Source organism: Pontibacter rugosus (assembly GCF_042678745.1).
In the GTDB taxonomy this organism is placed as follows: Bacteria; Bacteroidota; Bacteroidia; order Cytophagales; family Hymenobacteraceae; genus Pontibacter; species Pontibacter rugosus.
The window spans coordinates 1-26,754 of sequence record NZ_JBHTLD010000038.1; the positions used below are offsets into that span (position 1 = coordinate 1).

Below are 26,754 nucleotides of genomic sequence, written 5' to 3' on the forward strand. Positions count from 1 at the left end.
TAATAAAAACTATCTTTAATACCGCCCAAGAAAGGGAACATGCTTGGGTATGGCTATACAGTGGGTGCTGTATATAGTAATTACGCCTTACGTAATAAAAGGTTGACAAATGCAGCTTTTTCTTCTTAGAACATACTTATAACCAATACAATTTTCATACTTCAGTCAGTTCTTTTGGCAATAGCAGCAAATCCAGAATGAAAGTTTAAACAACTTAACTGCAATAAAAGCATAAGTAGCAGTAATACAGACCCGTATAACACAATCAAACTCAATGCAAAAGTTGTATATACTTGTACCTTTCTGCAAATGCCTTCTGGCAGTTCAACTTTCTTCTATACAGGACGTAAAACATATAGCTATAGCAGCATGACTATATAGCGTTTTCCGACTTTAATTTAGATTAAGGGCTTAGCCGTAAAATTTAAAGCAGGAGCACCAAAACCATGTTTGTATTTTCTTAACTTATAGATAAAACGTGTACCAGGCAGACATCTACGCTACAAGAACGTTCCTACTAAACATATTGGAGCGCAATGCTACTACAAAAGGTTTACAATGGCTTCGGCAGAAAACGGAGCTTATCAGTGCTGATAGTGCAACATCAAAGGACTTCTACCTAGCTTTTAGCGCAGCACCACGTTTCGTAGGCAAAGAACTACTTCAGCTTACGCCACACGATATAGAAAAGGCCAATACGATCAGACCTGGCTTTAACCCCAACCAGTGGAATACCGCTCAAACTGCCCGTACTTTGCTCATTCTGTCGCTACCTTATAAGGATGGTGAAGCTTTCCGAAAGCAATTAGAAACGTTATTTAATACAGCTGACATGGGTGAGCTGGTAGCGCTTTATGCCGCCTTACCGCTGCTGCCACACCCAGAACTTTTCCGTGAGCGCGCCGCAGAGGGCTTCCGCACCAACATGGGCGATGTGTTTGAGGCTGTAGCTTTGGACAACCCCTACCCCGCTGATTATATGCATGAAGATGCCTGGAACAACATGGTGCTGAAGACGCTGTTTGTAGGCAAACCCGTTTTTAGAATATACGGCATAGAGAAACGCCGCAATGCTAAACTTGCTCGCATACTTTCCGATTATGCCCATGAGCGCTGGGCAGCAGGACGACCTGTATCACCAGAACTATGGAGACCTATTGGCCCTTTTATTGATGAGGTGATATTGGAGGACATCAAGAAGCTTTTCTCGCAGCCAAACGAACTGGAGCAGGAAGCTGCCGCACTGGCCTGTGCCCAAAGCAATAGTGTTCAAGCAAAAGAACTGCTAAATTCTCACCCACAGTTAAAGGCCCGCATAGAGAACGGAGAAATTACGTGGAGCATGATTGGCGATAAAAACCTGCAGCTTAACTAGAAACCATACCCTAAAGCAGGCCACTACCCCTGCACCATAAATTCACATCACATCCAACCATAACCTTTACTATATGAACACGCACAACCTAATGCTGATCGACCCGCATATCCATATGACGTCCCGCACCACGGATGATTATGCACGCATGCAGCAAGCCGGCATTGTGGCTATCATTGAGCCTGCCTTCTGGCTAGGGCAGCCCCGCACCGAGGCCGGCTCATTTAAGGACTACTTCAGCAGCCTGGTAGGCTGGGAGCGATTCCGCGCCAGCCAATTCGGCATCAAGCATTACTGCACCATCGGCCTTAACTCAAAGGAGGCTAACAACGAAGCCTTGGCAGAGCAGGTAATGGAGCTACTTCCGCTTTTTGTATGCAAAGAAGGTGTAGTGGGTGTAGGTGAAATTGGCTACGACGATCAAACGCCTATAGAAGACAAATATTTTAGAGCGCAGCTGGAGTTGGCTAAAGAGGTAAACATGCCGGTGCAGGTTCACACGCCGCACCGCGATAAGAAGTCCGGCACCATCAAAAGCATGGAAGTATGTCTGGAGCATGGCATTGCACCTGACATGGTGGTAATTGATCATAACAACGAGGAAACGGTGAAAGATGTGCTGGACAGAGGCTTTTGGGCTGCCTTTACCATCTACCCTAATTCTAAAATGGGCAACGAGCGCATGGTAGAAATTGTGAAGCAGTATGGCTCTGAGCGTATCATCGTAAACTCCTCTGCCGATTGGGGTGTAAGCGATCCGCTTTCGGTACCTAAAACGGCTTCTTTGATGCTGGAGCGCGGTATCAGTATAGAAGATGTGCGTAAAGTTTGTTACCAGAATGCACTCGACTCCTTTGGTAAAAGCGGCCAGATGCATGAGTCAGATTGGCTACAGGGCGCACAGGTAGACCAGCGTGAGAAATTCTCTGAAAACTCTGTGCTGCGTGGCGGCCAAACACCTGTTGTGGGCCAGGTTGCAGCCAGCGATGGCCTGGGTTCAAACATTGTACGCTAACGCATGAGTAAATTAAAAGCTTACCTGCGGCTAACGCGACCTGCCAACATCGTGACGGCCATTGCAGATATTATGTTAGGTTATGCCGCATCAGGTGCCTTGCTATCGCTTAGCCTTTGGGAAAATGGGTTTGAAGCAGCACACCTGCAACCGCTTGGTTGGCTTGTTTTGGCAACCATCGGTTTGTATGGTGGCGGCGTGGTGTTTAACGATGTGTTTGATGCTGAACTTGATCGAGTAGAGCGGCCGGAAAGGCCTATCCCCAGTGGACGTGCCTCCGTGACTGGTGCCACCATACTGGGTTTAGTACTGCTGATCGGAGCTATACTTGCTGCGTGGCAGGTATCAGACATAAGTGCTTTTATAGCTGTAGCTGTAGCACTACTGGCTCTCCTATATGACTGGAAGGGTAAGCATCACTCCTTTTTTGGACCAATCAACATGGGCTCTTGCCGAGGCGGAAACCTGCTGCTAGGTGTAAGCGCTATTCCTGCCGCTCTGGATGATTTATGGTTCATCGCCCTCATTCCTATAGTCTACATTGCAGCTATTACCATGGTGAGCCGTGGTGAAGTACATGGTGGTAACCCAGCCGCATTGAAGGGAGCCGTGTTTATGTATGCCATTGTTTTTGCCGGTATCATGAGTCTGGCGCTGTTGCCGCAGTTTAACCTGTTGTATAGCCTCCCGTTCTTGCTGCTGTTTGCCTGGCTTATTTTTCCGCCACTCTTCAAGGCTTTGCCAGCAAAGGAACCAAAGCTGATCATCAAAGCAGTGAAGGCAGGTATACTTGCCCTGATCGTGATGAATGCAAGTATAGCCGCTGGGTTTGCAGGCTGGCAGTACGGTTTGATCGTGCTGCTGCTATTGCCTGTGTCTATTTACATTGCCAAAAGCTTTGCTGTGACTTAGCGAGATGCTAGACAATAGATTTTAGACGTTAGAATTTTAGAGTAACACCTATTCATTTATTCACTCAATCACTCATTCAAAATTAAATTACCCCCGGGTATGAAGACGATAGAACAGAATTTTGCAGTGCCGTTTAGGTATGGGGTATACTTTACTGAGGGGCTCTTTCAGCCGGAGAATTCTATGCTAACAGATGTGCTGGCACAGGATAATGCGTCCAGTACCCGTAAAGTCTTGTTTGTGATCGATAGTGGTGTGGCGGAGGCAAACCCTGCGTTGCTGGGGCAGCTAAACACGTACACTGCCGCACATGCCGATGTGCTGCACCAGGTAGCGGAGCCGATTATACTTCCGGGTGGTGAGGTTTCCAAAAATGAGCCGGAGCACCTCCAGACTATACTTAACGGTATCAACGCGTTTGGTGTGTGCAGGCATTCTTATTTAATAGCCATTGGAGGCGGAGCCATACTTGATCTGGCTGGCTTTGCAGCTGCTATTGCACACCGTGGCATACGTCTGGTTCGCGTGCCTACGACTGTGCTTTCCCAGAATGATTCAGGTGTGGGTGTAAAAAACAGTGTAAATGCCTTTGGTAAAAAGAATTTCTTGGGCACTTTCGCTCCACCCTTCGCCGTCATCAACGACAGCAATTTTCTGCTCACCCTCGAAGACCGCGACTGGCGCTCTGGCATTTCGGAAGCCGTTAAAGTTGCTTTGATTAAAGATGAAACCTTTTACCAAAGTATAAAGGCTGATGCGCAAAGGCTGGCACAGCGTGACATGGCAGCCATGCAAAAGCTCATTCACCGCTGCGCAGAACTGCATGTGGAGCATATTGGTGGTTTAGATCCGTTCGAGATGGGTTCTTCCCGTCCGCTGGATTTTGGCCATTGGGCTGCGCACAAGTTAGAGCAACTTACCAAGTATAGCCTGCGCCACGGAGAGGCTGTTGCCATTGGCATTGCTCTGGATGTCACCTACTCTTGGTTGAAAGGCATGATTACTGAGCAAGAGTATAACGAAGTTATAGCGCTGTTACAGGAACTTGGGTTTGACCTTTTTGTGCCGGAACTGGTACAGCAGGAAGCTAATGGCGAGTTATCGGTTATCCGTGGGCTCACAGAGTTTAGAGAGCATCTAGGCGGGAAGCTAACCATCATGCTACTTGCTCAGATAGGCCTTGGGGTAGAAGTTCACCACATGGACCAGGAGTTGCTTTACCAGGCTATCCACCTCCTCCAGAAAAAACAGCAACCTCATACCCTACCGCAAGTATAAACACAGATGGGCCTCCTGCTTTTGCGGGTGGCCTGCTGTTTTACTTTAAAAGATTAAGACATGTACCTGCAACAGGCCTACCACCTTACATATTGCACCAACATACATCCCGGAGAAAGCTGGGAAGAGGTTTTCCAGAACCTGAAAACCTATTTCCCTCCTCTGAAAAAAGAAATGTCACCAGATAAACCTTTCGGTATTGGTTTGCGCCTTTCCAACCTGGCAAGCGAAGAAATTCTGGAAGGTGATCATCTTGCAGAATTCAAACGTTGGCTTCAGGAGCAGGAGCTGTATGTGTTCACCATGAACGGCTTCCCGTATGGCGGCTTTCATCATCAGGAGGTAAAAGACAAAGTGCACCAACCGGACTGGACTACAGAAAATCGTGTAGACTATACTATTAAGTTGGCTCAAATCTTGGCAGAGCTGTTACCTGCAGGCATGGAGGGCGGCATTTCTACTTCTCCCCTCTCTTATAAGCCCTGGCTGCGCGATGCAGATGAGCAGAAAATGAAGTCTGTTTATACACATTCAGCACAGCACCTGGTACAGGTTGTAGAGGCACTGCACCAGATCAAAAGACAAACAGGCAAAACAATCCACATCGATATTGAGCCGGAGCCGGACGGGTTGCTGGAGAACTCTAAAGAGGTTATAAAGTTCTATAAGGAGTGGCTACAGCCAATTGGAGCCGATAAACTTCAGGAATCGCTGGGGCTGACGAAGGACGAAGCTGTTGAGGCTATTTATACTTATGTGCAGCTCTGCTATGATGTGTGCCACTTTGCCTTAGCCTATGAAAAGCCGCAGGAAGCCTTTGCCAAACTAAAGCATGCCGGTATAAAGATTGGCAAAATACAGCTAAGTGCTGCGCTTAAAACAAACCTGCCACAGGATGTTGAAACGCGTGGAGAACTGGCTGAAGCCATGGCCATGTTTGCCGAATCGACTTACCTGCACCAGGTGGTGGAAAAAGATAATGAAGGTGCGCTTACGCAGTACCCTGACCTGACTTTTGCCTTACAACATATTCGCAAACCTAACGCCGTAGAATGGCGCACACACTTCCATGTGCCGCTGTTCACGCAGGAGTACAATGGCTTGCAATCTACACAAGAAGATGTGGCTGAAGTACTGAGATTATTACAGCAAAACCCGGTAACACAACACCTGGAGGTGGAAACCTATACATGGGATGTGCTGCCGGTTGAACTCAAAAAAGACCTTTCCTTATCCATTCAGCGTGAGCTGGAGTGGGTGATTGATAACATCAATAAAAAATATGATGCAGAAGACCGTAGTTCTGAACATCGTGGGGCTAACGCAGTCCCTGATCGGCAAGCATACACCGCACCTGGCCAAATGGGCAGCTAATGTACAGCAAGCAAGTATAAAACCTGTACTTCCGGCTGTAACCTGCACGGTACAATCTACCTACCTCACTGGCAAGTGGCCAGAGGAGCATGGCATTGTGGCCAACGGCTGGTACTTTAGAGACGAGGATGAAATAAAGCTGTGGCGACAGTCCAACAAGCTGGTGCAGGCTCCCAAAGTATGGGAAGTAGCCCGCAAAGCTGACCCGAACTTCACAGTCGCCAACATGGGCTGGTGGTACAACATGAATACCACTGCCGATTATACTTTGACCCCACGCCCGCAGTACTTGGCCGATGGCAGAAAAATGCCTGACTGCTACACACAGCCAGCTGACCTTCGGGATAAGCTACAGGCGCAACTGGGTACTTTTCCGCTGTTCAACTACTGGGGCCCGAAAACCTCTATCAAGTCGAGCAAGTGGATTGCAGACGCAAGTAAGATTACAGATAATCTTTACAACCCTACGCTCACACTCATTTACCTCCCACACCTGGATTACAACTTGCAGCGCTTCGGTCCATCAGACCCGCGCGTTGCCAAAGATCTACAGGAAATTGATGCTGTTGCAGGTGACCTGATTTCCTTTTATGAAGCCAAGGGTGCTAAGGTTATGGTGTTGTCTGAGTATGGTATTTCGGACGTAAACCAGCCGGTACACCTCAACCGTGTGCTGCGCGAGAAAGGCTATATAAGCGTGCGTATAGAGCGGGACACTGAACTGCTGGACATGGCTATGAGCGAAGCCTTTGCCGTAGCCGATCATCAAATTGCACACGTTTATGTAAAAGACCAAGCCAAAATTGCGGAAGTGAAACAGCTCCTGCAAAGCGTAGATGGCGTAGAAGAAGTTCTTGCAGGCGCAGAGCGTGACAAGTATAAACTGGCTCATGAACGCTGTGGTGAACTTGTGGTTGTTGCCAAAGCTAATGCCTGGTTTACCTACTATTTCTGGCTGGATGATAGAAAAGCACCAGATTATGCCCGTATGGTAGACATCCATAAAAAGCCCGGCTTCGACCCGGTAGAGATGTTTGCTGACCCTAAAATCAAGTTCCTACTACCTAAAGTGGCTGGCAAAGTGCTCAAGAAAAAGCTGGGCTTCCGAATGGTGATGAACATTATTCCGCTGGATGCCACTCTTATCAAAGGCTCCCACGGCCGAATTCAGGAAGATAAAAACGAATGGCCGCTGCTGCTCTCTAACACAAAGGCTCCATTACCTCAGGAACTACAAGCTGTGGATGTGTTTGATGTTATACTTCAGCACCTGCAGGCTCCAAACCCAACACAGCGTAAATCTGCAGTTGCCGTATAAGGACAAACATTCTTATAACCATCATGGAAAACAAACAAGATAAGCGCCTGGAGGGCAAAGTAGCCGTTGTAACAGGAGGTAGCTCAGGTATAGGACAGGCTATTGCCATAGCAATGGGCAAGGCCGGAGCGAAGGTAGTCATCAACTATTATTCAGACGAAGATGGAGCCAAAGAAGCACAGCAGCAAATAGAAAGCGCCGGTAGCCAGGCTGTTATTGTAGAGGCCAATGTAGCAAAACCAGAAGATTGCCAGCGTCTGATAGATACAGCCGTTCAAGAGTTTGGCCAGCTGGATATACTCGTTAACAATGCTGGTGTGCAGAAAGACAGCTCCTTTATAGATATGACTTTGGATGACTGGAACAAGGTAATCAGCACGAACCTGACCGGCCATTTCCTGTGCGCGCAGGCAGCCACAAGGGAATTTATGAAGCGCAAAGTACAGCCGGAGGATATAACATCCGCTGGAAACATCATCTTTATCAGTTCGGTACATGACATTATTCCTTGGGCGGGCCATGTGAATTACGCCACAGCAAAAGGTGGTGTGCAGATGCTGATGAAAACGTTGGCACAGGAATTAGCACCAAATAAAATTCGCGTCAACGGCATCTCACCGGGCGCCATCAAAACGGACATCAACCGTTCCGTTTGGGAAAATGAAAAAGGTCGGGAAGACATGCTCACACTGATTCCCTACGGCCGCATCGGTGAACCTGAAGACGTAGCCAAAGTAGCTGTTTGGTTAGCCACCGACGAGGCAGACTATATTACTGGCACCACGATTTATGTTGATGGAGGGATGACACTCTACCCTGCCTTCAGCGACAACGGGTGACGCAAGCGGTTCATTTTAAGCAGCAGGGAATAATTGTATAAGATTTTATGTTAATTTTGTAACAGTACCTGCTGCTCAGGGTTTACCTTTGTAGTATAAGGACAAAACACTACATGAAACTGTACCGCCAAATTATAATGCTAACCCTCACCTTGCTGGTGCTTGTCTCCTCGACAGGTATGGCTGTGGGCATGCATTTATGTGGAGGTGAGTTGCGTGATATCACTTTCTTTGGTGCCGCCGCAGATTGCCCTATGGAGCAAAAGCAGCAGGAAAAACTGCCACCCTGCCATACACCCAAAGAAAAGCAAAGCAAAGATTCTAACGATTGCTGCGAGGATCATCAGCTAACGGTAAAACAGTTAGACGATGCCGCCAGCCATAAAATCACGACACTTAGCAAGCTACAGCAGCTCAAAATGGCTGCTGTGCTGCAAGTGGTGGTTCTGAAGTTCTTCGCTTCCAGCACTGATCTAAAACCTGCTTACGCTTTTTACGAGTCTCCTCCCCTGCCCCGCGACATCCCTGTGCTGGTGCAGTCTTTCCTGCTATAAATTACAGATTAAGGTGCCGTATGGCGCGCTGAACAGCTGTGGCTCTACCAGGCCATAAGCGGCAGCACGGCTATGCTTCTACTTTGTGGCACCACGCGCTGTCGTATTCCTGCGGCAGTTGTCTATACTTCTGTAATTTCTAGCATATTATTTTCATGATTGAAAAGTTAATTTCCTTTTCCCTGCGCAATCGTGTTCTCGTGCTGCTGGTGTCGGCTGTATTGTTTGGCTGGGGCCTTTATTCGGTGCAAACAAATAAAATAGACGCTATCCCTGATCTTTCGGAGAACCAGGTAATCGTGTTTACCGAATGGATGGGCCGCAGCCCGCAGCTGGTGGAAGACCAGGTAACGTATCCGCTGGTAACCAACCTGCAGGGGCTACCCGAGGTGAAGTATGTGCGCGGCACCTCTATGTTCGGGATGAGCTTTATCTACATCATTTTTGAGGATGAGACCGATGTATACTGGGCCCGCTCCCGTGTGCTGGAGCGCCTGAACTCCATTGGCAACATGCTGCCGGAAGGTGCCACACCAACCCTTGGCCCTGATGGTACCGGCGTAGGCCATGTGCTGTGGTATACGCTGGATGCACCGGGTATGGACCTGGGAGAACAACGCGCTATTCAGGATTGGTACGTGAAGTTTGCTTTACAGAATGTAGATGGCGTAAGCGAAGTTGCCTCTTTTGGCGGCTTCCAGAAGCAGTACCAGGTAACCGTAGACCCAAACAAACTCACCTATTACAACCTCACCGTACCGCAGGTAATACAGGCGGTGCGGGCCAATAACAACGAAGCAGGCGGACGCAAGTTTGAGCGCTCCGACATTGGCTATATCATCAAAACCACCGGCTATTTAAAATCGGCAGAAGAAATAGAGAACATCGCTGTCACCACCAACAACACCTTACCTGTGCGCATTAAAGATGTAGCCACGGTGCAAATGACGGGCGAGAGCCGCCTCGGCATTTTCGACCTTAATGGCGAAGGAGAGGCAGTAGGCGGCATTGTGGTGATGCGCTATGGCGAGAATGCCGAAGAAGTAATCTCACATGTGAAGGAGAAAATGGCCGAAGTATCAAAAGGCTTACCCGAAGGTGTTAAATTCAACATTGTCTACGACCGCAGCGGCCTCATCAACGAAAGTATAGATTCTGTTAAGGCGACTCTCATTGAGGAAATGATCGTGGCATCCGTTGTCGTGTTCCTCTTCCTGTTCCATTGGCGCAGTGCTTTAGTTATCATTATTCAATTGCCATTGTCCATCGCCATTGGCTTCATCCTGCTCAACGCTTTTGATATCTCCTCCAACATTATGTCGCTGACAGGCATCGCCCTTTCGGTAGGTGTGATTGTGGATGATGCCATTGTGATGGTGGAGAATTCTTACAGGCATTTGGCAGACGCGAGTAAAAGGAATTCTGAATGAGCGATTGAGTGAATGTGTGAATTTAAATGAATGGGTAATGAGCGAGTTAAATAGAATACCTAAAGAGCAATTTGTAGAGCAGTTCCGACAGCGGACAAAGAAACTAGCACTTGATGTTATACGCTTTAGCCAAAGTTTACCTAGAACAGAAGAGGTTATTATTATGAAGCGTCAGCTCTTACGTTCGGCCACCTCTGTGGGAGCAAATTATAGAGCAGCCTGCAGAGCAAGGTCATCTGCAGAGTTTTACTCAAAGGTAAGTATAGTGATTGAAGAAGCTGATGAGACGATGTTTTGGCTGGAGTTACTAGAAGAGTCAGGTTCTACAAGTAAATCAGCAACAGCACCACTAGTGAAAGAGACAACCGAAATTTTATCTGTACTGGCAAAAGCCAGAAAAAATACCACCAGATAAAGATTCACACATTCACTCAAACACTCATTCAAAATTAAAAAGAATGAACTTAGATAAAGAAACAAGGCTCCGCATCATCGAAAAGGCTAGCAAGCAAGTTGGCCCGAGCGTGTTTTGGAGTACCATTATAGTGATTACCTCTTTCCTGCCGGTGTTTTTGCTGACAGGTCAGGAAGGTAAGCTCTTTAGCCCATTAGCCTGGACGAAGACGTTTATACTTATTGTGGATGCTATTGTAGCCATCACCCTGACGCCTGTACTTATCTCCTTCTTCCTGAAAGGAAAGTTTAAGGATGATAACGCTAATCCTATTAACAGAGGCATTGAGCGGGTATATGGGCCAGTACTGAAGTGGTGCTTGAAGTGGCGCAAAACGACTATCGGCATCAATGTGCTGGCGCTGCTGGTGTCTATCCCGATGCTGTTTAGCCTGGGCACCGAATTTATGCCGCCGCTCAACGAAGGCTCTATTTTGTTCATGCCTGTTACCTTGCCAGATGTGTCCAACGCGGAGGCGAAGCGCATTCTGCAGGTGCAGGACAAGATCATCAAATCTTTGCCGGAGGTAGACCAGGTATTAGGCAAGGCAGGTCGCGCGAGTACCGCCACCGATAACTCCCCGATAAGTATGATCGAGACCATCATCATGCTGAAACCGCAGTCAGAGTGGCGTGAAGGTATAACGAAGCAGGAAATTATACAGGAGCTGGATGCCAAGCTGCAGATTCCGGGTGTGGTAAACGGCTGGACGCAACCCATCATCAACCGCATTAACATGCTTGCCACAGGAATTCGTACCGATGTAGGCGTGAAAGTGTATGGTCAGAACCTGGATTCGGTTTATGCCGTGTCTGAAAAGGTAAAATCGGCGCTGGAAACGGTGCCGGGCGTGAAAGACCTCTATGTGGAGCCGATTACGGGAGGCAAATACATGCAGATCGATATTAACCGCATAGCCCTGGGGCGCTATGGCCTAACCGTAGACGATGTGAACATGACCATTGAGTCTGCTTTAGGCGGTGCCAGTATAGGCAATACCATCGAGGGCCGCGAGCGTTTTTCAATCAATGTAAGGCTGGCGCAGGAATACCGCAACAGCGTGGAGCGGATTCAGCGCATTCCGCTTCAGACAGCTGCTGCCGGCACCATTCCCTTGTCTTCTGTAGCCGATATCAGCTTCACCAGCGGCCCACCGATGATCAACTCTGAAAATGCACAGCTGCGTGGAGCCGTACTCTTTAACGTGCGCGATCGTGATTTAGGAGGCACGGTAGAGGAAGCCATGGAAAAGATAAATGCAGAGGTAACAGGTATACCAGAAGGATATTACTTAGAATGGAGTGGCCAGTGGGAAAATCAGGTGCGTGCCACCCAAACGCTTCAGGTCATTGTTCCGCTGGTGCTGATTATTATCTTCCTTATTCTGTACTTCTCCTTTAAATCGTTGAAAGAGGCCCTGCTGAACCTGATTACCATACCTTTTGCCCTGGTTGGTGGCGTGTTTATCGTATACTTCTATGGCGTAAATTTATCAGTAGCAGTGGCAGTAGGCTTTATCGCCTTGTTTGGTCTGGCCATAGAAACTGCCATGGTGATGGTGGTCTACCTGAATGAGGCCATGAAAGAACTGGTGGACACCAAAGGCAATTCCTCTGAAACAATTACCAAGCAAGACATCCGCGACTATGTGTTTATGGGTGCTGCCAAGCGCCTCCGCCCTAAAATTATGACGGTTTCCGTAGCGCTGTTTGGACTGATACCAGTGCTCTGGGCTACAGGTATAGGCACTGATGTTATGCTGCCCATTGTGCTGCCGATGATAGGCGGTGTGTTCACCTCTTCTATACATATCCTGCTGGTAACCCCGGTGGTGTTTGAGATGACGAAAGAGCACGAATTAAAGAAACACGGAAAACTAGAGATTTACGATGTCAAGCATTAAAGATAAGTACACATTCAGAAGTCCCCCTTTGAAGGGGGCAGGGGGATGTTTTGCTTCGGCTATAGCTATACTTCTGCTTCTGATGCAAAATCTTACAGCACAAGCCCAACAGCAACCGATAGCCCTGGACAGCGTTCTGCAAAACATCCGCAGCAATAATCCCATGCTGCAGCAGTACGACCTACGTGCCAAAGCACAGGATGCCTATGCAGAAGGCGCTACAGGTTGGATGGCACCGATGGTTGGAGCGGGTGTATTTATGTTGCCTTATCCCGGCCAGAGTGTGGAGCGCGATGAGAAAGAAGGTTCTTTGATGCTGTCTGCCGAACAGGCTATCCCCAACCCGGCAAAGCAGCGCGCAAAGCAGGCCGTTTACGATTCAAGAGCAGCAATAGAACAAGCAAAAGCAGAAGTGCTTTACAATAGTCTTCGTGCACAAGCCAAAGCCGCATATTATGACTGGGTGGTGCTGGAACGAAAGCTGGATGTACTGCAGGACAATGCCCGCATTATGGAATACATGCTAAAGCTGGCACGCATCCGCTATCCGTACAGCCAGGGTAAGTTGGGAAGCATTTACAAAGCGGAGGCACGCTTGCATGAGGTAGAAAATATGCAACTGATGACGCGCAACGAAATCCTTCAGCAAAACGTGACCCTTAACACCCTGATGAACCTGCCGAAAGAGCAGCAGTTCAAAATAGACACATTAGTTAACATACCTGCTCCGGTAGCTTTGGCAGCTGACACAGCCTACCTTAACCAAAGCCGCAGCGACCTACTACAACTCGACAGAATTATCGAAAACATGCGCCTGGGCGTGGAGCAGGAAAGGCTGGAGCGTAAACCAGATTTCCGGCTGCGCTTCGACCACATGACGCCCCGCAACAGCATGATGCCAAACCAGTTCACGGCCATGGGGATGGTTTCAATTCCAATCGCCCCTTGGTCCAGCAAAATGTACAAGGCCAACACCAAAGCCATGAACCTGGAAATTGAAGCAATGCAGCGTGAGCGCGAGAATATTCTGAACGAAGCGCAGGGCATGGTCCGCAACATGGCACTGGAGCTAAACGCGAAGCGCCAACAGGTGGAGAACTACAGCACCAAAATCCTTCCGGCCCTAAAGAAAAACTATGATGTGACCATGCTGGCCTATGAGCAGAATACCGCGCAGCTCCCAGAAGTAATTGACGCCTGGGAAGCCTTAAACATGGCCCAGATGGAATACCTGAACAACCTGCAGGCGCTGTATCAGTTAGCCGTTGCTTATGAGCGGGAGGTGGAAAAATAATGATGAATGAGCGATTGTGTGAATGAGCGAATTCAATTCACACAACCACTCATCCACTCATTCAAAATTGAAAAGAGACATGAAACGATACCTGAACATACTTCTCCTGCTGCTGCTTACAGCCTTCAGCGCCTGCTCCGAGCAAGCGCACGAGCACGGCGAAGCCGCAGCGGAGACAACTTATACTTGCCCCATGCACCCGCAGATTGTGCAGGATGAGCCCGGCACCTGCCCGATCTGCCACATGGACTTAGTAGCACAAACAACGCATGGGGAAGCGATAGAGATAACAGAAGATTTGGCATTCCTGCTGCAGCCTACGAATGAAACGGTGGTGGCAAACATCAGCACCATTAAGCCAGAAGAAAAAGCGGTACCGGCTACAGTAGAAATGGAAGGCATCATTACGTATGATGAGCGCCGCATCTATTCCATTCCATCGCGTGTGGGAGGCCGCATTGAAAAGCTTTTTGTAAAGTATAATTACCAGCCCATCAACAAAGGCCAGAAGCTGATGGAGGTGTACAGCCCGGAACTGGTAACGGCACAGAAAGAGCTGTTATACCTGGTGCAATCGGCTCCAGAAGACAAAGCGTTAATTGAGGCAGCCAAGCAACGGTTGCGCCTGCTGGGTGCTACTGATGCTCAGCTAAATCGCCTGATAAGAACAAGTGAGGCAAGTTATACTTTCGGAATCTACAGCCCTTACGATGGCTACGTGATAGGGTTTAATACCACTGCCCCGTCAGCTACGCCAAGTTCTGTACCAGTTACAGCACCTGGCGCAGGTGGTATGGGCACTGGCAATACCAATCCTGGTATGGCAGGCGCTGGGGCGGCTACTCCGGCAGCGGGAAGCGAACTGCAGCTACGCGAAGGCATGTATATAACTACTGGCCAGCCCTTGCTACGTGTGGTTAACCCAAACCAGTTATGGGCAGAGTTTAACATACCTGCAGGCGAGGTTACTTCTATTGCCAAAGGTGCTCCGGTACAAATTACATTTCCTGCTTTGCCCGGTGAGAAGCTGGAAGCGCAGGTGGATTTCCTGCAGCCTTTTTACGAGGCTGGCGAGAACTTTGCAAAAGTAAGAGTATACCTGCCGGGCCAACAGCAGTTGGCAAGAGTAGGCCAATTAGTTTCGGGCACCGCCAGTTATACAACGGCTCCAGCCTTGTGGGTGCCGCGTGAGGCGGTGCTGGATTTAGGCACCACTTCGGTTGCCTTCAAGCAAGTAAGAGGTGCCTTCAAACCCACAGCTGTTACAGTTGGTACCACAGCAGGTAACCAAGTGCAAGTTTTAGCGGGCCTGACTAAAAGTGACATCATCGCCGCCAACGCTCAGTTTATGATTGACAGCGAAAGCTTTGTGAAAATAAATGAATGATTGAGCGATTGAGTGAATGAGCGAATTCAATTCACACAACCACTCATCCACTCAATCAAAATTAAAAAAAACATGAAACGATACCTGAACATACTTCTCCTACTGCTGCTCCTAGCCTTCAGCGCCTGCTCCGAACAAGCGCACGAGCATGGCGAAGCCGCGGCGGAGACGACTTATACTTGCCCCATGCACCCGCAGATTGTGCAGAGTGCGCCTGGCACCTGCCCGATCTGCCACATGGATTTAGTGCCTGTTTCACAAAGCGGTGCTAACAAAGGAGAACTGATGCTAAGTGAAAGTCAAATCGCGCTTGGCAACATCAAAACAACAAGAGTGAAGTATGGCGATGTGGGCAGCAATACCATACTTACCGGTAAGCTGGTGCTCGACGAGACACAGACAGATGTGGTGAGCAGTCGGGTACAAGGCCGCATTGAGCGCTTATACTATAAAGAAACCGGACAAGCTGTACAGAAAGGACAGCCACTATATGAAGTATATTCTGAGGAACTGCTGACACTGCAGCGTGAGTACTTGCTCGCTCTAAGGCAGTACCAGGAGTTAGGGAAAGAAAACCCACGCTTCGGCTCTTTTCTGGAGGCAGCCAAAAGCAAACTGCTGCTTTACGGCCTTACCGAAAGCCAGATTAGAAATTTGGGTAAGGCAGAAAATTTAAATGCCCGTGTTACCTTTGTGGCACCTTCATCAGGCGTGATTACAGATGTGGCCGCTGCCGAAGGGCAGTATGTGACAGAAGGCGCTGTATTGTACAGGCTTGGAAAACTAGGCAGGATTTGGGTGGAGGCTGAACTGTATGCACAGGAGTTAGCCAACGTACAGGCTGGTGACGAAGTAAAGGTGTCGGTGCAGGGTTTTGCTGAAGAGGCAGTTACGGCTAAGGTTACGTTTATCAGTCCTGAATATAGGCAGGGTAGCCAGGTAGCCATACTTCGCGCCGAGCTCCCGAACAAGGAGGAGCAGTATTTGCCCGGTATGCAGGCGAACGTGACCCTGCCCGGCAAGAATGGTTCATCGCTGACAGTACCTACAGATGCCGTAATTCGCGATGAAGGTGGTAGCCATGTGTGGGTACAAACAGGTAAAAGTACATTCCAGGCACAGATGGTCACGCTCGGCGAGGCCAGCGCTGATAACGTAGCTATACTTAGCGGTATCAAAGAACATGATAAAGTAGTTACCTCAGGAGCCTATCTTTTGTACAGTGAGTATGTTTTAAAAAAAGGTGCTGACCCTATGGCCGGACATAACCATTAATCTTAAACGCCTGAACTCAAACTTAACGGATACCAAAATCTTATATTCAAGCAATCAACCAAGTATAATTTCATTCAATCACTAAATAATCAACCATTCAAATCTTATAGTATGAAAAAGACATTTTTTGTAGCAGCTATGTTTGCAGCTTTCGCTTTCACATCCTGCTCATCAGAGAACAGTGCCGAAAATGCTGAAGCTACTACTGGACAGCATGGAGAAGCCACTGAAACCGGAGCTATGGCAACTAGCGTGGTAGTAGAAACGCCCAACTTTACCTCTGTAGCAGCACCTATGCAGTCACAAATAGATCAGTTGGTAAGTAATTACATGACTTTAAAAGATGCCCTTGTAGCATCTGATACAGAAGCAACTAAAGCAGCAGCTAATGAGGTGCTAACTATTGCCAGAGCCATGCCAGTAGCTACACTTACGACCGATGAAAAAGCTTATGCTGAAGAAAAGACTTCAGAAGTGATCAGTAGTGCAGAGAAAATTGCCGCCGCATCTAACCTGGAGGCACAGCGTGAGCATCTGGAGCTACTTTCAGAGTCTGTTTTCTCTATGGCCAAGGCTTTCAACACAGCAGATCAAACACTTTACTACCAGCACTGCCCAATGGCCCTGAACGACAAAGGCGCTTACTGGCTAAGCTCAAACGAACAAATCCAGAACCCATACTTTGGCGATAAAATGCTGAGATGCGGTAGCACTGAAGAAGTATACAAGCAGTAGGTAGCTGTAGGCAAAGTGTAACATACGCTTTGCCTCAGCCTATTTATCCTGTTCGGCTATAAGCTGTATAAAACAGCATTCCCGAACAGGATAAGCTAAAATTAAAAAGGCCGATGCAAATATTGCATCGGCCTTTTACTTTTAAACACTATTGCTGTTACTCATGCGGTTTGGCTTCTGATATATTTTCAGAACGCGGATGTTGAAGCAGCACAATTGACCGTGCTCCCACTTCTAAAGTTTCACTTGCACGATACTTCTTGTTGTCCTCATCAAACCCTCCTTCTGCCGTATCAAGCACCTTTACCCATTCGTTGCCATACTTTTTAGGTGGTAGTTTATAGGTAAGCGCCTCATAATGTGCGTTAAAAATCACATAGAAGCTGTCATCCACTATCTGCTCACCTTTCGGCCCTTTGGAGTGCAGCCCCATACCGTTCAAATATACAGCAAGAGACTTGGCAAAGTCATGATTCCAGTTTTCATCTGGCATCTCCTTGCCCTCCGGCAGGAACCAGGCAATGTCTTTCAGCTTCTCGCCTTTGATTGGCTGCCCCTGGAACCAGCGGCGACGTGTAAATACAGGATGCTCTCTGCTAAACCGAATCACGCGCTTGGTAAACTCTAGCAGGTCCTTATCTGCATCTTCCCAATGAAGCCACGAGATCTCATTATCCTGGCAGTAGGCGTTGTTGTTACCACCTTGCGTGCGGCTTATTTCATCACCGGCCACCAACATCGGCACCCCCTGCGATAAAAACAGCGTAGCCAGCATGTTGCGCTTCTGCTTTTGCCTTAGCTCCAGCACTTCCGCGTTATCGGTTTCGCCTTCCTCACCACAGTTCCAGGAGCGGTTGTGGCTCTCGCCATCGTTGTTATCCTCTCCGTTCGCCTCGTTATGCTTTTCGTTGTAAGACACCAGGTCGTTCAATGTAAAGCCATCGTGGGCAGTGATAAAGTTTATACTTGCGTTAGGGCTACGGTAATCATCTTTGTATAAGTCGGAGCTTCCGGTAAAGCGCTCGGCAAATTCAGCCAGCATACTATCCGCGCCGCGCCAGTAGTCGCGGATACAGTCACGGTACTTGCCATTCCACTCGGCCCAGCCCGGAGGAAACTCCCCTACCTGGTAGCCGCCCTCACCAATATCCCAAGGTTCGGCAATAAGCTTCACCTGTGAGATAATCGGATCCTGATGGATGATGTCGAAGAAGCCGCTTAGTTTATTCACTTCATGCAACTCACGGGCAAGCGTAGAAGCCAAATCGAATCGGAAGCCGTCTACGTGCATTTCTGTAATCCAGTAACGTAGACTGTCCATGATCAGGCGCAACACGTTGGGCAGGTTAGCATTCAGCGTGTTGCCGGTGCCGGTATAGTCCATGTAGTAGCGCTTGTCTTCTTCCGTTACGCGGTAATAGGCTGCATTATCAATACCTTTAAACGACAGCGTTGGTCCCATCTGGTTACCCTCTGCTGTGTGGTTATACACCACATCCAGTATTACCTCAATGCCTGCTTTGTGCAGCGCCTTCACCATCTCCTTAAACTCTATTACCTGTTCGCCCAGGGTACCGCTGCTGGAGTAACGTACATCCGGCGCAAAGAAACCAATGGTGTTATAGCCCCAATAGTTGTTAAGGCCTTTGTCCATTAGAATACGGTCGTTGATGAACTGGTGAATCGGCATCAGCTCTATAGCCGTGATCCCGAGCTCCTGCAAATACTTGACAGTAACCGGATGCCCTAAAGCTGCATAGGTACCTTTTATTTCCTCTGGAATATCAGGGTGCAACTTAGTGAAGCCTTTTACATGCGTTTCGTAGATGATACTTTTGTGGTAAGGTATATTTGGATTTTTATCTCCTTCCCAATCAAAGGAAGGATCAATTACCACAGATTTAGGAATATAAGGTGCACTGTCTGACTCACTAAAGCTTAGATCCTGGTCTTTATGGCCCATTTCATAGCCAAAGAGTGAGTCATGCCACTCTATGGTGCCCGAAATAGCTTTTGCGTAAGGGTCTAGCAGTAATTTATTTGGATTAAAGCGGTGCCCTTCATGCGGCTCGAAAGGCCCGTGCACCCGGTAGCCATATAACTGCCCCGGTTTTATAGCAGGCAGGTATGCATGCCACACGTGGTGCGTTCGCTCTGTCATTTTAATTTTAGCCGTTTCTTTGCTGGCATCTTCGGTATCGAACAGGCAAAGCTCTACGGCAGTAGCATTCTCTGAAAAAAGTGCAAAATTCACTCCTTCACCATCCCAAGTAGCTCCCAGCGGGTAAGGTTGCCCGGGATAACTCTTTATACTCATATTCTCTTGATTTTATATTAAATACTGCTAATATTCTAAGAAGCACATGTTTGCCTTTTTAGCTATTTCTGATACTGGTTTTGCCAGGCTTCTGTAATTAATACAAACATATACTTCAACTTCACCTAAATAGTTAGCGCTTCCACTACTTCCTTTGCATGGGCAGGTAAGAATTAAATTTAAGTTGACAAGCAACTACTTTTCTTGCTCCTGCATCTATTAGATACAAATGCAAAACCTTCAGATACTTTATTGAAGCACAGCCGGGCAGTTGGCAGATATTTTCCAGGTGTTCGTCTAAAACATCAGACAAAACAGCAACAGTACCTTGCTATACATAGTACCTTATACTAAGTTTGCATGAATAAAATCACTCATCATCATCAACCCAATCAAAATAAAATTATGAAAAAGATGTACCTACTACTTATGCTGTTCTTTCTCTGTTGTAGCTCCATGTCTTTTGCCCAGCAAGAAGGTACCCTGAGCGGTACAGTGGCAGAAGAAAACGGACAAGCTGTTGGTTTTGCTAACGTGGCCGTGCTGGAAGCTACAACAGAGAAGATTGTTACTGGAGCAATTGCTGATATGGATGGCCGCTTTCAGATAAAGACACCAGCTAAAGGCAAGTATAAACTGAAGCTCACAAACCTCGGTTACCAGGAAATACAGACATCTGTTTTTGAAGTGTCTTCTACAGCTTTTAACAAAGACTTTGGCAAGCTGCAGATGAAGGCAGATGTAAAGACACTAAAAGAGGTGCAGGTACAGGCCATGCGTCCCACTATCACCACTACGCCAGATAAAATGGTGGTAAGTGTGGACGGCACTGCCATGGCTGCAGGCAACACAGCTTACGAAGTACTCGCCAAATCTCCGGGAATATGGATAGACCAGGAGGGCAATATACAGCTAAACGGCAAAGCAGGCGTACAGGTAATGCTAAACGGCAAGCGCTCTTACTTATCGGGTAAAGAGCTGCAGAACCTGCTGCAAAGTATGGCTGCTGAAAATATTAAAGACTTGGAAATCATCACCAACCCTTCTGCCCGCTACGATGCAGAAGGTGCATCCGGTATCATCAACATCAACCTGAAGAAAAACCAACTGACGGGCATGAGCGGCAGCGTGTATGGCGGCTATCAGTACAACAAGCTTAACACCTATACTTCTGGAGCTGAGCTAAGCTATAAGAGCGGCAAATGGAACTCTTACGGCAGCGTAGACCTCTCGCGGCGTATGCGCTACCGCGACATGGATATGTACAGGAGGTATGCGAATGAAGAAGGAGGCAAGAGTGTCTTAAACCAGGAAGGTTATGAGGAATCGGAGCGGCTGCAGCCATCCCTGCGTGTAGGTACCGACTATGACCTGAACGAGCTCCACAGTATTGGGGCAACTGCTAACCTCATATTTAATAATAACAGCACCTCTTTCCATACAAGATCTCTGGTTCTGAACGAGGTAACAAATAATAGGCAGGCGATTGATGCCCTAAACACATCTGACGGCAGCTATGGCAACGGTACCTTTAACCTGCACTACCTGGGCAAGCTGGATACCACAGGCACAACCCTATCTGCCGACCTGGATTATGTGCGCATTAACAGCAACGATGATTTTAAGTTTCGGAACCTCTACAGCAACCCCACCAACAGCGCACCAGACAGGCTTGAGCTGCTCCTGAGCGAGAACCCGACTAACTATGAGATATTTTCGGGTAAAGTAGACTTTACCATGCCTTTAGCTAAAAACACAAAAATGGAAGTAGGTGCTAAGGCCAGCCATGTGGTATCAGACAACGAACTGGAGTTTTACCAAACCTTAGATAACAGGAAGATATTGGACAAGAGCCGCAGTAATCATTTTATCTATACAGAGAATATTTATGCGGCCTATGTAAACGTATCATCCAGCCTGGGCAAAAACTGGACGTTCCAAGGTGGTTTACGGGCAGAGCAAACAGAATCTAAAGGAGAGTCTATTACCCTGAATAAGCCGAATAACCGCAGCTACCTCGACTTTTTCCCGAGTGTGTTTGTACAGCAGAAGGTAAGCGATAACTACCAGATTGGCTACAAGTATAGCCGCCGCATTAATCGCCCAGATTACGAGGCACTGAATCCTTTCATCTTTTACTTAGACCCTATCACGGTAGCACAGGGCAACCCGATCCTGAAGCCACAGTACACGAACTCTTTTGAGGTAACGCATACTTTAAACCAAACCTACAACCTGATTTTAGGATATGCCCTCACAAAAGACTACATAGCAGAAATACCTTATCAGAAGCCAGGCGACAGTATTTCCGTTTTTCAGCAGCAGAACGTGCGGGATTTAAAGAGCGCTAACGCGACGTTGGTAGCTCCCGTAAAATTTTCTAAGAAGTGGGAAGCAAACAACAACCTGATTCTGATGTATCAGGAATTTACTACACTGGTTGATGATAACCTGCAGGTAAACGACCAGGTAACCTTTATCGGGCAATCAAACCACAACCTGCTGCTGCCTTATGGCATGCGCCTGGAGCTAGGTGCCAATTACCAGGGTCCTGCTGTATATGGCCTTTATCAAGTAGATGACCAATGGTGGGTGGATGCCGGCTTGAAACGCAGCTTTATGGATGACAAGCTTACGCTGACGCTAAATGTTTCAGATATATTTAAGAGCCGCGTACTGATAGTAGACTCTCAGGTAAACGGAAACATCAACAAGATTGAGCAGTATCAGGGTGCGCAAGGCATACGCTTTAACCTGCGCTACCGCTTTAGCAAAGGCACAAAATTCGAATCTAAAAAACGTAACATAAACCTGGATGAGCTAAACAGAGCAGGCGGTAACTAGAGCATGTTTAAATTTGGTTTTTGCAAGCGAAAGCTGAATGGGAAGGGTTCTGGCAAGGCGATTTTAGGGCTTCATAGCAGCGCTGTGGGGCGAGAAAAGCGTGAAGCCAGGTTCCTTTACAGGCTTTTGCAGCGCAAAGAATGAATTTTATACATGCTCAAATCCGTCTATACTTTGTCCTTAAGCAAAAGAGGCAGCGGTAGATACCACTGCCTCTTTTGCTTGTAATAAGTTATACTTTATTTTTAATGATGATGGGAATAGGAGTTGTTTTTGGGCCGAATGATCAACCATAAAATCAAGCCAACCGGCCATGCCAGAAAGGCTACCACTATGGCAACCAGCCACCCTGGTTTGCCGCGCCGCTCAGCATCTTTATAGGCCCAAATGATACTCCAGACATAAATAATCAAGCCTACCAGGCCTAATACTAATCCTAATATTCCTAATCCTAAAATAGCTTCTCCCATAGTTATTCGTGTTTATTCGAGTGCGAAATTAAAATCACATTATTCTTTTTTTAACGCATAAAGACGCATTTAGTTGATTTTAAATGTGTTACACTTTAAATCACAACACTACAGTTCACTCCTGCTTCTGCCCTATTAATGACTACATGAAGTATGGCTAAAAGATCGTTGAAGTATAAAGTACCTTAAATTTCACTGCCAGTATCTGCCTGCTGTTGTCTCTTTATCATGTCCATCACCAGGCCAGACCATGTGAAATTTTGTGCCCCGTGGCCCGCGCCGGTAAAGGGGTCATAGTACTCCCGTAAGCCACTTTGGGTGATGAGCCGCTTTATACTTAGCAGTAGCTCCTGTGCCTCCTGAGTATACTCAATATCAAGCAGGTGGCCGTGCATAAACCAGTTAAACATTACCCACGTAGGGCCGCGCCAAATATATAAAGACTCATCAGGATTGAAGGCATACTCATCCACAGCCAACGATGGTATGGGATAAGGTACATGGAAGCCATTTTGCTGCTGCAGGTGCCGGTGCAGTACTCGCTTACAAATTGCATTAGGCACCTGCCGCAGTACCACCGGAAAGAAGATGGTGCCCGTCTTCACTTTTAATTTTCGGAAGTTGTGCCCAGCAAGGTCGTAAAAGGCCGCATCGGCTTCATCATACATATACTTAAGTATACTGTTGCCCGTTTTTTCAGCCTGCAACCGATAGATATCAGCATCTTGGTCGCCTGCCAGAGTACAGAGTTTAGCTAGAGCCTCCAGGTTTTGAACATAAAAGGTATTGAAGGCTGCATCTTTTACAATGAACTTGTTGCTGCGGTAAATTGCTGGCAGGTTGTAATTGCGGATGAAGTTGTGGGCATCTACCTGCAGCACTTTCCAGAAAAGCTGCGGCCCAGCCTGCCCTTTATTGTACTGCAGCACCGGGTCGTAACTTGCCTTCCAATCCAGGCCCGATTCATATGGAGAAATGATAGAAAGTAGCCCCTCCCCTTCAAAATCGCGGTTGAGCTGTAGCCAGTTGTAGTAGGCCTTTAACCGGGGCAGCATCTCGTTTAAGAATTGCTGATCTGGGGCGTGCTGGTAAATGCGCAGCACGGCCTGGGCAGCAAGTGGCGGCTGCACCAAAGCTGACATGTGCGGCTTGTAAATCTGGAGCACATCTTTAGGCCGAAGCTGAAAAATATCAGTAATGCGGGCGGGCCAACGACGCTTCCAGTAACTCATGTGTCCTACAAAGCCATCAGGTGCCTGCATCCGGAACAGGCTGCGCATGTGCTTCTTAGCCATATCTACTTCGTCCATTGCCAGCAGTATAAACACATGAAAACAAGTATCCCAGAAGTACTGGTAAGGGTAAGTGTCCGGAGATGGTTTGGTGTAATGGTAATGAAAGCTGCCTCGTTTTCCGCTGATCATGTTGCTGTACAACAAGTTGCGCACCCGAGCCTCTATCTCCTCGTCTGCCAGCATGTCCTGCTCATGTAACACCTCTTCTTTACTTGATGTACGCATCCCAGCCTGCATAATTTTGCGTTTTAGGCCCTACCGGAAGGGAAAGTGCCGCTACTGCCAAGCCTAAAATAACACCTGTTATACTTAAGCTTATAGGGCTGTTAGACAAAAACCAGGGAGCCACTGCGACAATCAACCCCAACAGTACATTAAAATAGCGTCCCCTGCGTAAAGGCTCACCCATACAAAAGACAGAAGTTACTACAATCAGCGAACCTGCCAGGTGGAAAATATCAGCCACTGTTTCTTTGATCTGTACTCCGAACACGCCTGGCGCAAACACAAGGGCTATACCCAACAGCGTAGCTACGGTCAGCGTCCAGGGGAAACTGATGCCCCAGATAGATGCACTGTATACTGGCCCCGGCTTCTGAGGGAATGCCATCACCTCAGGTGCTTCGTCTTTAGCATCGCTTTCTATGGTGCCGCCTTTCCAGAATACTTTCCAGAAACTCTCGCCCTGGTTCACCTTCTTCTTCATGAATTGCCCCATGGCAATTACCTCATCTACTTCCAGCGGAATCATAGGGATCATAATAGCGGCAGCTAACAAGCAGAACGTGCACCAGGCTCCTACTATAATTGGCTGACTTATGACTAAAAAGATGTGCACCATCCCCAGCGGTATCACCAGAATGCCAAAAATGGCTACCATCCAAGGCATAGTGCGCCAGCGGCTCGGCGCTCCCATCCAGCCCATCAGAAACTCAAAAGTATAAGCGATTGCACCCAGCCCCGCATCAGAAACAGGCAAGCTATGCGACATAGCCGAGTTGAGCACCTGCTCGCTCTGCTGCCCAAAGAAGGGATCCCAAACAGAATCGATATAGCCTAACTGGAAAGCTGCCAGATAACGTGAAACGAACCAGCCTATTAGACCTAACACCATCATAATCCAGCGCTGCGGCCAGCTAGAGGGGTTATAGCTCCAGCCGGGAGGGGTGTCGGGTCCCATTTTCATGTACGTGATTATGTTGGGCATGCCTGGTATAAGTATGGTCAGGGCGATGATAAGAGCGCCCACCATAGTGTCATTCAAATAAGCCACTGCGGTAGGAGACCAGAACAGCAGCGGAGCCATGGTAAGCCAAATACCGATAAAGCAGCATATCCAGATGCTGACAGGGCGGTTAGGTGCAAGGCCGCGCCAGCCAAAGAACATTAGTAAGGCACCGCTGATAATATCGCTCCACTTCATGAACTGGATGCGCTGCTCCATAGTCAGCCACACGCTCCTGCCGCCAGATGGCTGCACCGTACCGATGCCGTAGTCAAAGGTGAGCGGCGAGAGCAGCACCCAGGCTCCAAGTATAATAATCATCCAGTACACCCACAGCGTTTGCATGTGGTGCATGTGCAGCATTTGCTTGCGCATATCTTCTGACATACCCATGCCGCCTTTATCTTTTTCCTTGTCTTGCTTCTGCTGCCCGTCCTGGTTTTCGTGCTGCTTACCATGCTGGTGCATTTGCTTGTTGTGCTCTCTTATCTGCTTTTCTGCCATGGGGCGTGTTACGCCACGCATACCCATGCCACCTTGGTGGCTACCTGAGTCGTCATGCTTATTTTCTTCCATAGGTTTATTTTATTTTGAGGCGCATTAAAAGTATACGGAGCTATAAGGTGTGGGATTAAAAAGAGCAGAACAGGCTTAAAACTCAGGTTACTAACTAACAAGTCTAGTCGGCCAACGTATTCTATCAGAGCAAAGGCGCCCATTACTTAACTTAAGAGGAGGATAAATCATGTCTTTAAAAGATATCATCAACGGAATAAAGAAAGAGGTAAAGGTGGTGCAAGGCGAGGAGACGAAAGACAAGCTCTTTGAAAACCACAACACCTACCAAAGCGAAGCTGAAGCCATAGAAGCCTTTGATCGTGCTAAGAAAAAGCTGTTTGACGTGAACGCGTGGACCAATATAGGTGGGGTAAACTCTACCTTCCAGCTGTATAACAACCTTGGCCGCCGCACAACTGCTAAAATGCCTGAGATAGGCTATTACATCAACATCATACTTCCGGGTTCTGACATAGAGAACTGGGTAAAGGTAACAAATATTCGCACGGAGGATAACCTGGCTGAGTTTGTAGTACACCCCAGTGAAAAGCCTAAGGAACTAGGCGAGGGCGATGCGCCTATACAGCATTTTTTCATAAAGGAAGCTAGCAGCACGTTTAGGGTTACACGTGAAGGCACTACCCTTTCAGGCTATGAAATCGGCAAAAACGAAGGTATCAATAATCAAGGGGAAGATGCCGGAGATCGAGCTTTGCTGAACACCTTGGTAGCTGAGGGCGGCTGGGCTGGCTTTCAGGACATGCAATGGGATAACCTTACCAGTTACCTGGTACACATGGAAGAGGCTGAAGAGGCCTAAGGCGCTTAGCTAATTGCCTAATGGAAAGAGCACCTTTGTAGGGTGCTCTTTTTGTTTTTGCGCCATAAAGATTTACTATATT

General features: G+C 47.8%; 21 protein-coding genes. 17 read left to right on the forward strand and 4 right to left on the reverse strand.

Annotated features, from left to right (window positions below; genetic code table 11):
- Window positions 1-478: 478 nt before the first annotated feature.
- From ACFQ2O_RS06310 to ACFQ2O_RS06380, 15 genes are all read left to right on the forward strand, one after another.
- The gene (locus ACFQ2O_RS06310; RefSeq protein ID WP_377524155.1) at window positions 479-1,375 is read left to right on the forward strand and encodes an EboA domain-containing protein; all 897 of its coding nucleotides are present in this window, start codon (window positions 479-481) and stop codon (window positions 1,373-1,375) included.
- A gap of 73 nt (window positions 1,376-1,448) precedes the next feature.
- A complete protein-coding gene (locus ACFQ2O_RS06315; protein ID WP_377524158.1) occupies window positions 1,449-2,390 on the forward strand; it encodes a TatD family hydrolase in 942 nt (313 codons plus the stop codon).
- Between the two features lie 3 nt (window positions 2,391-2,393).
- Window positions 2,394-3,302: a UbiA-like protein EboC gene (gene eboC / locus ACFQ2O_RS06320; RefSeq protein WP_377524161.1), complete on the forward strand. Its 909-nt coding sequence runs from the start codon at window positions 2,394-2,396 to the stop codon at window positions 3,300-3,302.
- Window positions 3,303-3,401: 99 nt separating this feature from the next.
- The gene (locus tag ACFQ2O_RS06325) at window positions 3,402-4,580 is read left to right on the forward strand and encodes a 3-dehydroquinate synthase (protein ID WP_377524164.1); all 1,179 of its coding nucleotides are present in this window, start codon (window positions 3,402-3,404) and stop codon (window positions 4,578-4,580) included.
- Between the two features lie 60 nt (window positions 4,581-4,640).
- The gene (eboE, locus tag ACFQ2O_RS06330; RefSeq protein WP_377524167.1) at window positions 4,641-5,954 is read left to right on the forward strand and encodes a metabolite traffic protein EboE; all 1,314 of its coding nucleotides are present in this window, start codon (window positions 4,641-4,643) and stop codon (window positions 5,952-5,954) included.
- Entirely contained in the window at window positions 5,866-7,272 is a 1,407-nt protein-coding gene (locus ACFQ2O_RS06335) for an alkaline phosphatase family protein (RefSeq protein ID WP_377524213.1), read from the forward strand. Before eboE ends, ACFQ2O_RS06335 begins: the two co-directional genes overlap by 89 nt.
- A 23-nt stretch (window positions 7,273-7,295) precedes the next feature.
- Entirely contained in the window at window positions 7,296-8,111 is an 816-nt protein-coding gene (locus tag ACFQ2O_RS06340; protein WP_377524170.1) for an SDR family oxidoreductase, read from the forward strand.
- Between the two features lie 113 nt (window positions 8,112-8,224).
- A complete protein-coding gene (locus ACFQ2O_RS06345; protein WP_377524173.1) occupies window positions 8,225-8,665 on the forward strand; it encodes an HYC_CC_PP family protein in 441 nt (146 codons plus the stop codon).
- 155 nt (window positions 8,666-8,820) lie between these two features.
- The gene (locus ACFQ2O_RS06350; RefSeq protein WP_377524176.1) at window positions 8,821-10,095 is read left to right on the forward strand and encodes an efflux RND transporter permease subunit; all 1,275 of its coding nucleotides are present in this window, start codon (window positions 8,821-8,823) and stop codon (window positions 10,093-10,095) included.
- A 16-nt stretch (window positions 10,096-10,111) separates the two neighbouring features.
- Entirely contained in the window at window positions 10,112-10,510 is a 399-nt protein-coding gene (locus ACFQ2O_RS06355; RefSeq protein ID WP_377524179.1) for a four helix bundle protein, read from the forward strand.
- Between the two features lie 43 nt (window positions 10,511-10,553).
- Window positions 10,554-12,452: an efflux RND transporter permease subunit gene (locus tag ACFQ2O_RS06360; protein WP_377524182.1), complete on the forward strand. Its 1,899-nt coding sequence runs from the start codon at window positions 10,554-10,556 to the stop codon at window positions 12,450-12,452.
- Window positions 12,453-12,534: 82 nt separating this feature from the next.
- Window positions 12,535-13,746 carry a TolC family protein gene (locus ACFQ2O_RS06365; protein ID WP_377524184.1) on the forward strand — a complete coding sequence of 404 codons (1,212 nt, stop codon included), beginning with the start codon at window positions 12,535-12,537 and terminating at the stop codon, window positions 13,744-13,746.
- Between the two features lie 79 nt (window positions 13,747-13,825).
- The gene (locus tag ACFQ2O_RS06370; RefSeq protein WP_377524187.1) at window positions 13,826-15,133 is read left to right on the forward strand and encodes an efflux RND transporter periplasmic adaptor subunit; all 1,308 of its coding nucleotides are present in this window, start codon (window positions 13,826-13,828) and stop codon (window positions 15,131-15,133) included.
- 72 nt (window positions 15,134-15,205) lie between these two features.
- Window positions 15,206-16,408 (forward strand): efflux RND transporter periplasmic adaptor subunit, encoded by a 1,203-nt coding sequence (locus tag ACFQ2O_RS06375; RefSeq protein WP_377524190.1) that lies wholly within the window; start codon window positions 15,206-15,208, stop codon window positions 16,406-16,408.
- A 111-nt stretch (window positions 16,409-16,519) separates the two neighbouring features.
- The gene (locus ACFQ2O_RS06380; RefSeq protein ID WP_377524192.1) at window positions 16,520-17,143 is read left to right on the forward strand and encodes a DUF3347 domain-containing protein; all 624 of its coding nucleotides are present in this window, start codon (window positions 16,520-16,522) and stop codon (window positions 17,141-17,143) included.
- A 157-nt stretch (window positions 17,144-17,300) separates the two neighbouring features.
- Here the strand turns inward: ACFQ2O_RS06380 and glgX are convergent, their stop codons facing one another.
- On the reverse strand, window positions 17,301-19,460 hold the full coding sequence (gene glgX / locus ACFQ2O_RS06385; RefSeq protein WP_377524195.1) for a glycogen debranching protein GlgX: 2,160 nt from the start codon (window positions 19,458-19,460) through the stop codon (window positions 17,301-17,303).
- 405 nt (window positions 19,461-19,865) lie between these two features.
- On the opposite strand from glgX, the gene ACFQ2O_RS06390 reads away from it, so the two are divergent.
- Entirely contained in the window at window positions 19,866-22,304 is a 2,439-nt protein-coding gene (locus tag ACFQ2O_RS06390; protein WP_377524198.1) for a TonB-dependent receptor domain-containing protein, read from the forward strand.
- Between the two features lie 245 nt (window positions 22,305-22,549).
- Here the strand turns inward: ACFQ2O_RS06390 and ACFQ2O_RS06395 are convergent, their stop codons facing one another.
- The 3 genes from ACFQ2O_RS06395 to ACFQ2O_RS06405 form a co-directional block, all read right to left on the reverse strand.
- A complete protein-coding gene (locus ACFQ2O_RS06395; RefSeq protein WP_377524201.1) occupies window positions 22,550-22,774 on the reverse strand; it encodes a hypothetical protein in 225 nt (74 codons plus the stop codon).
- A gap of 185 nt (window positions 22,775-22,959) precedes the next feature.
- Window positions 22,960-24,294, reverse strand: coding sequence for an amylo-alpha-1,6-glucosidase (locus tag ACFQ2O_RS06400; protein WP_377524204.1), 1,335 nt, complete (start codon window positions 24,292-24,294; stop codon window positions 22,960-22,962).
- A complete protein-coding gene (locus ACFQ2O_RS06405; RefSeq protein ID WP_377524207.1) occupies window positions 24,278-25,870 on the reverse strand; it encodes a vitamin K epoxide reductase family protein in 1,593 nt (530 codons plus the stop codon). The genes ACFQ2O_RS06400 and ACFQ2O_RS06405 overlap by 17 nt, the downstream gene beginning before the upstream one ends.
- A 169-nt stretch (window positions 25,871-26,039) precedes the next feature.
- Between ACFQ2O_RS06405 and ACFQ2O_RS06410 the strand changes: the two genes are divergently transcribed.
- The gene (locus ACFQ2O_RS06410) at window positions 26,040-26,672 is read left to right on the forward strand and encodes a hypothetical protein (protein WP_377524210.1); all 633 of its coding nucleotides are present in this window, start codon (window positions 26,040-26,042) and stop codon (window positions 26,670-26,672) included.
- Window positions 26,673-26,754: the final 82 nt, after the last annotated feature.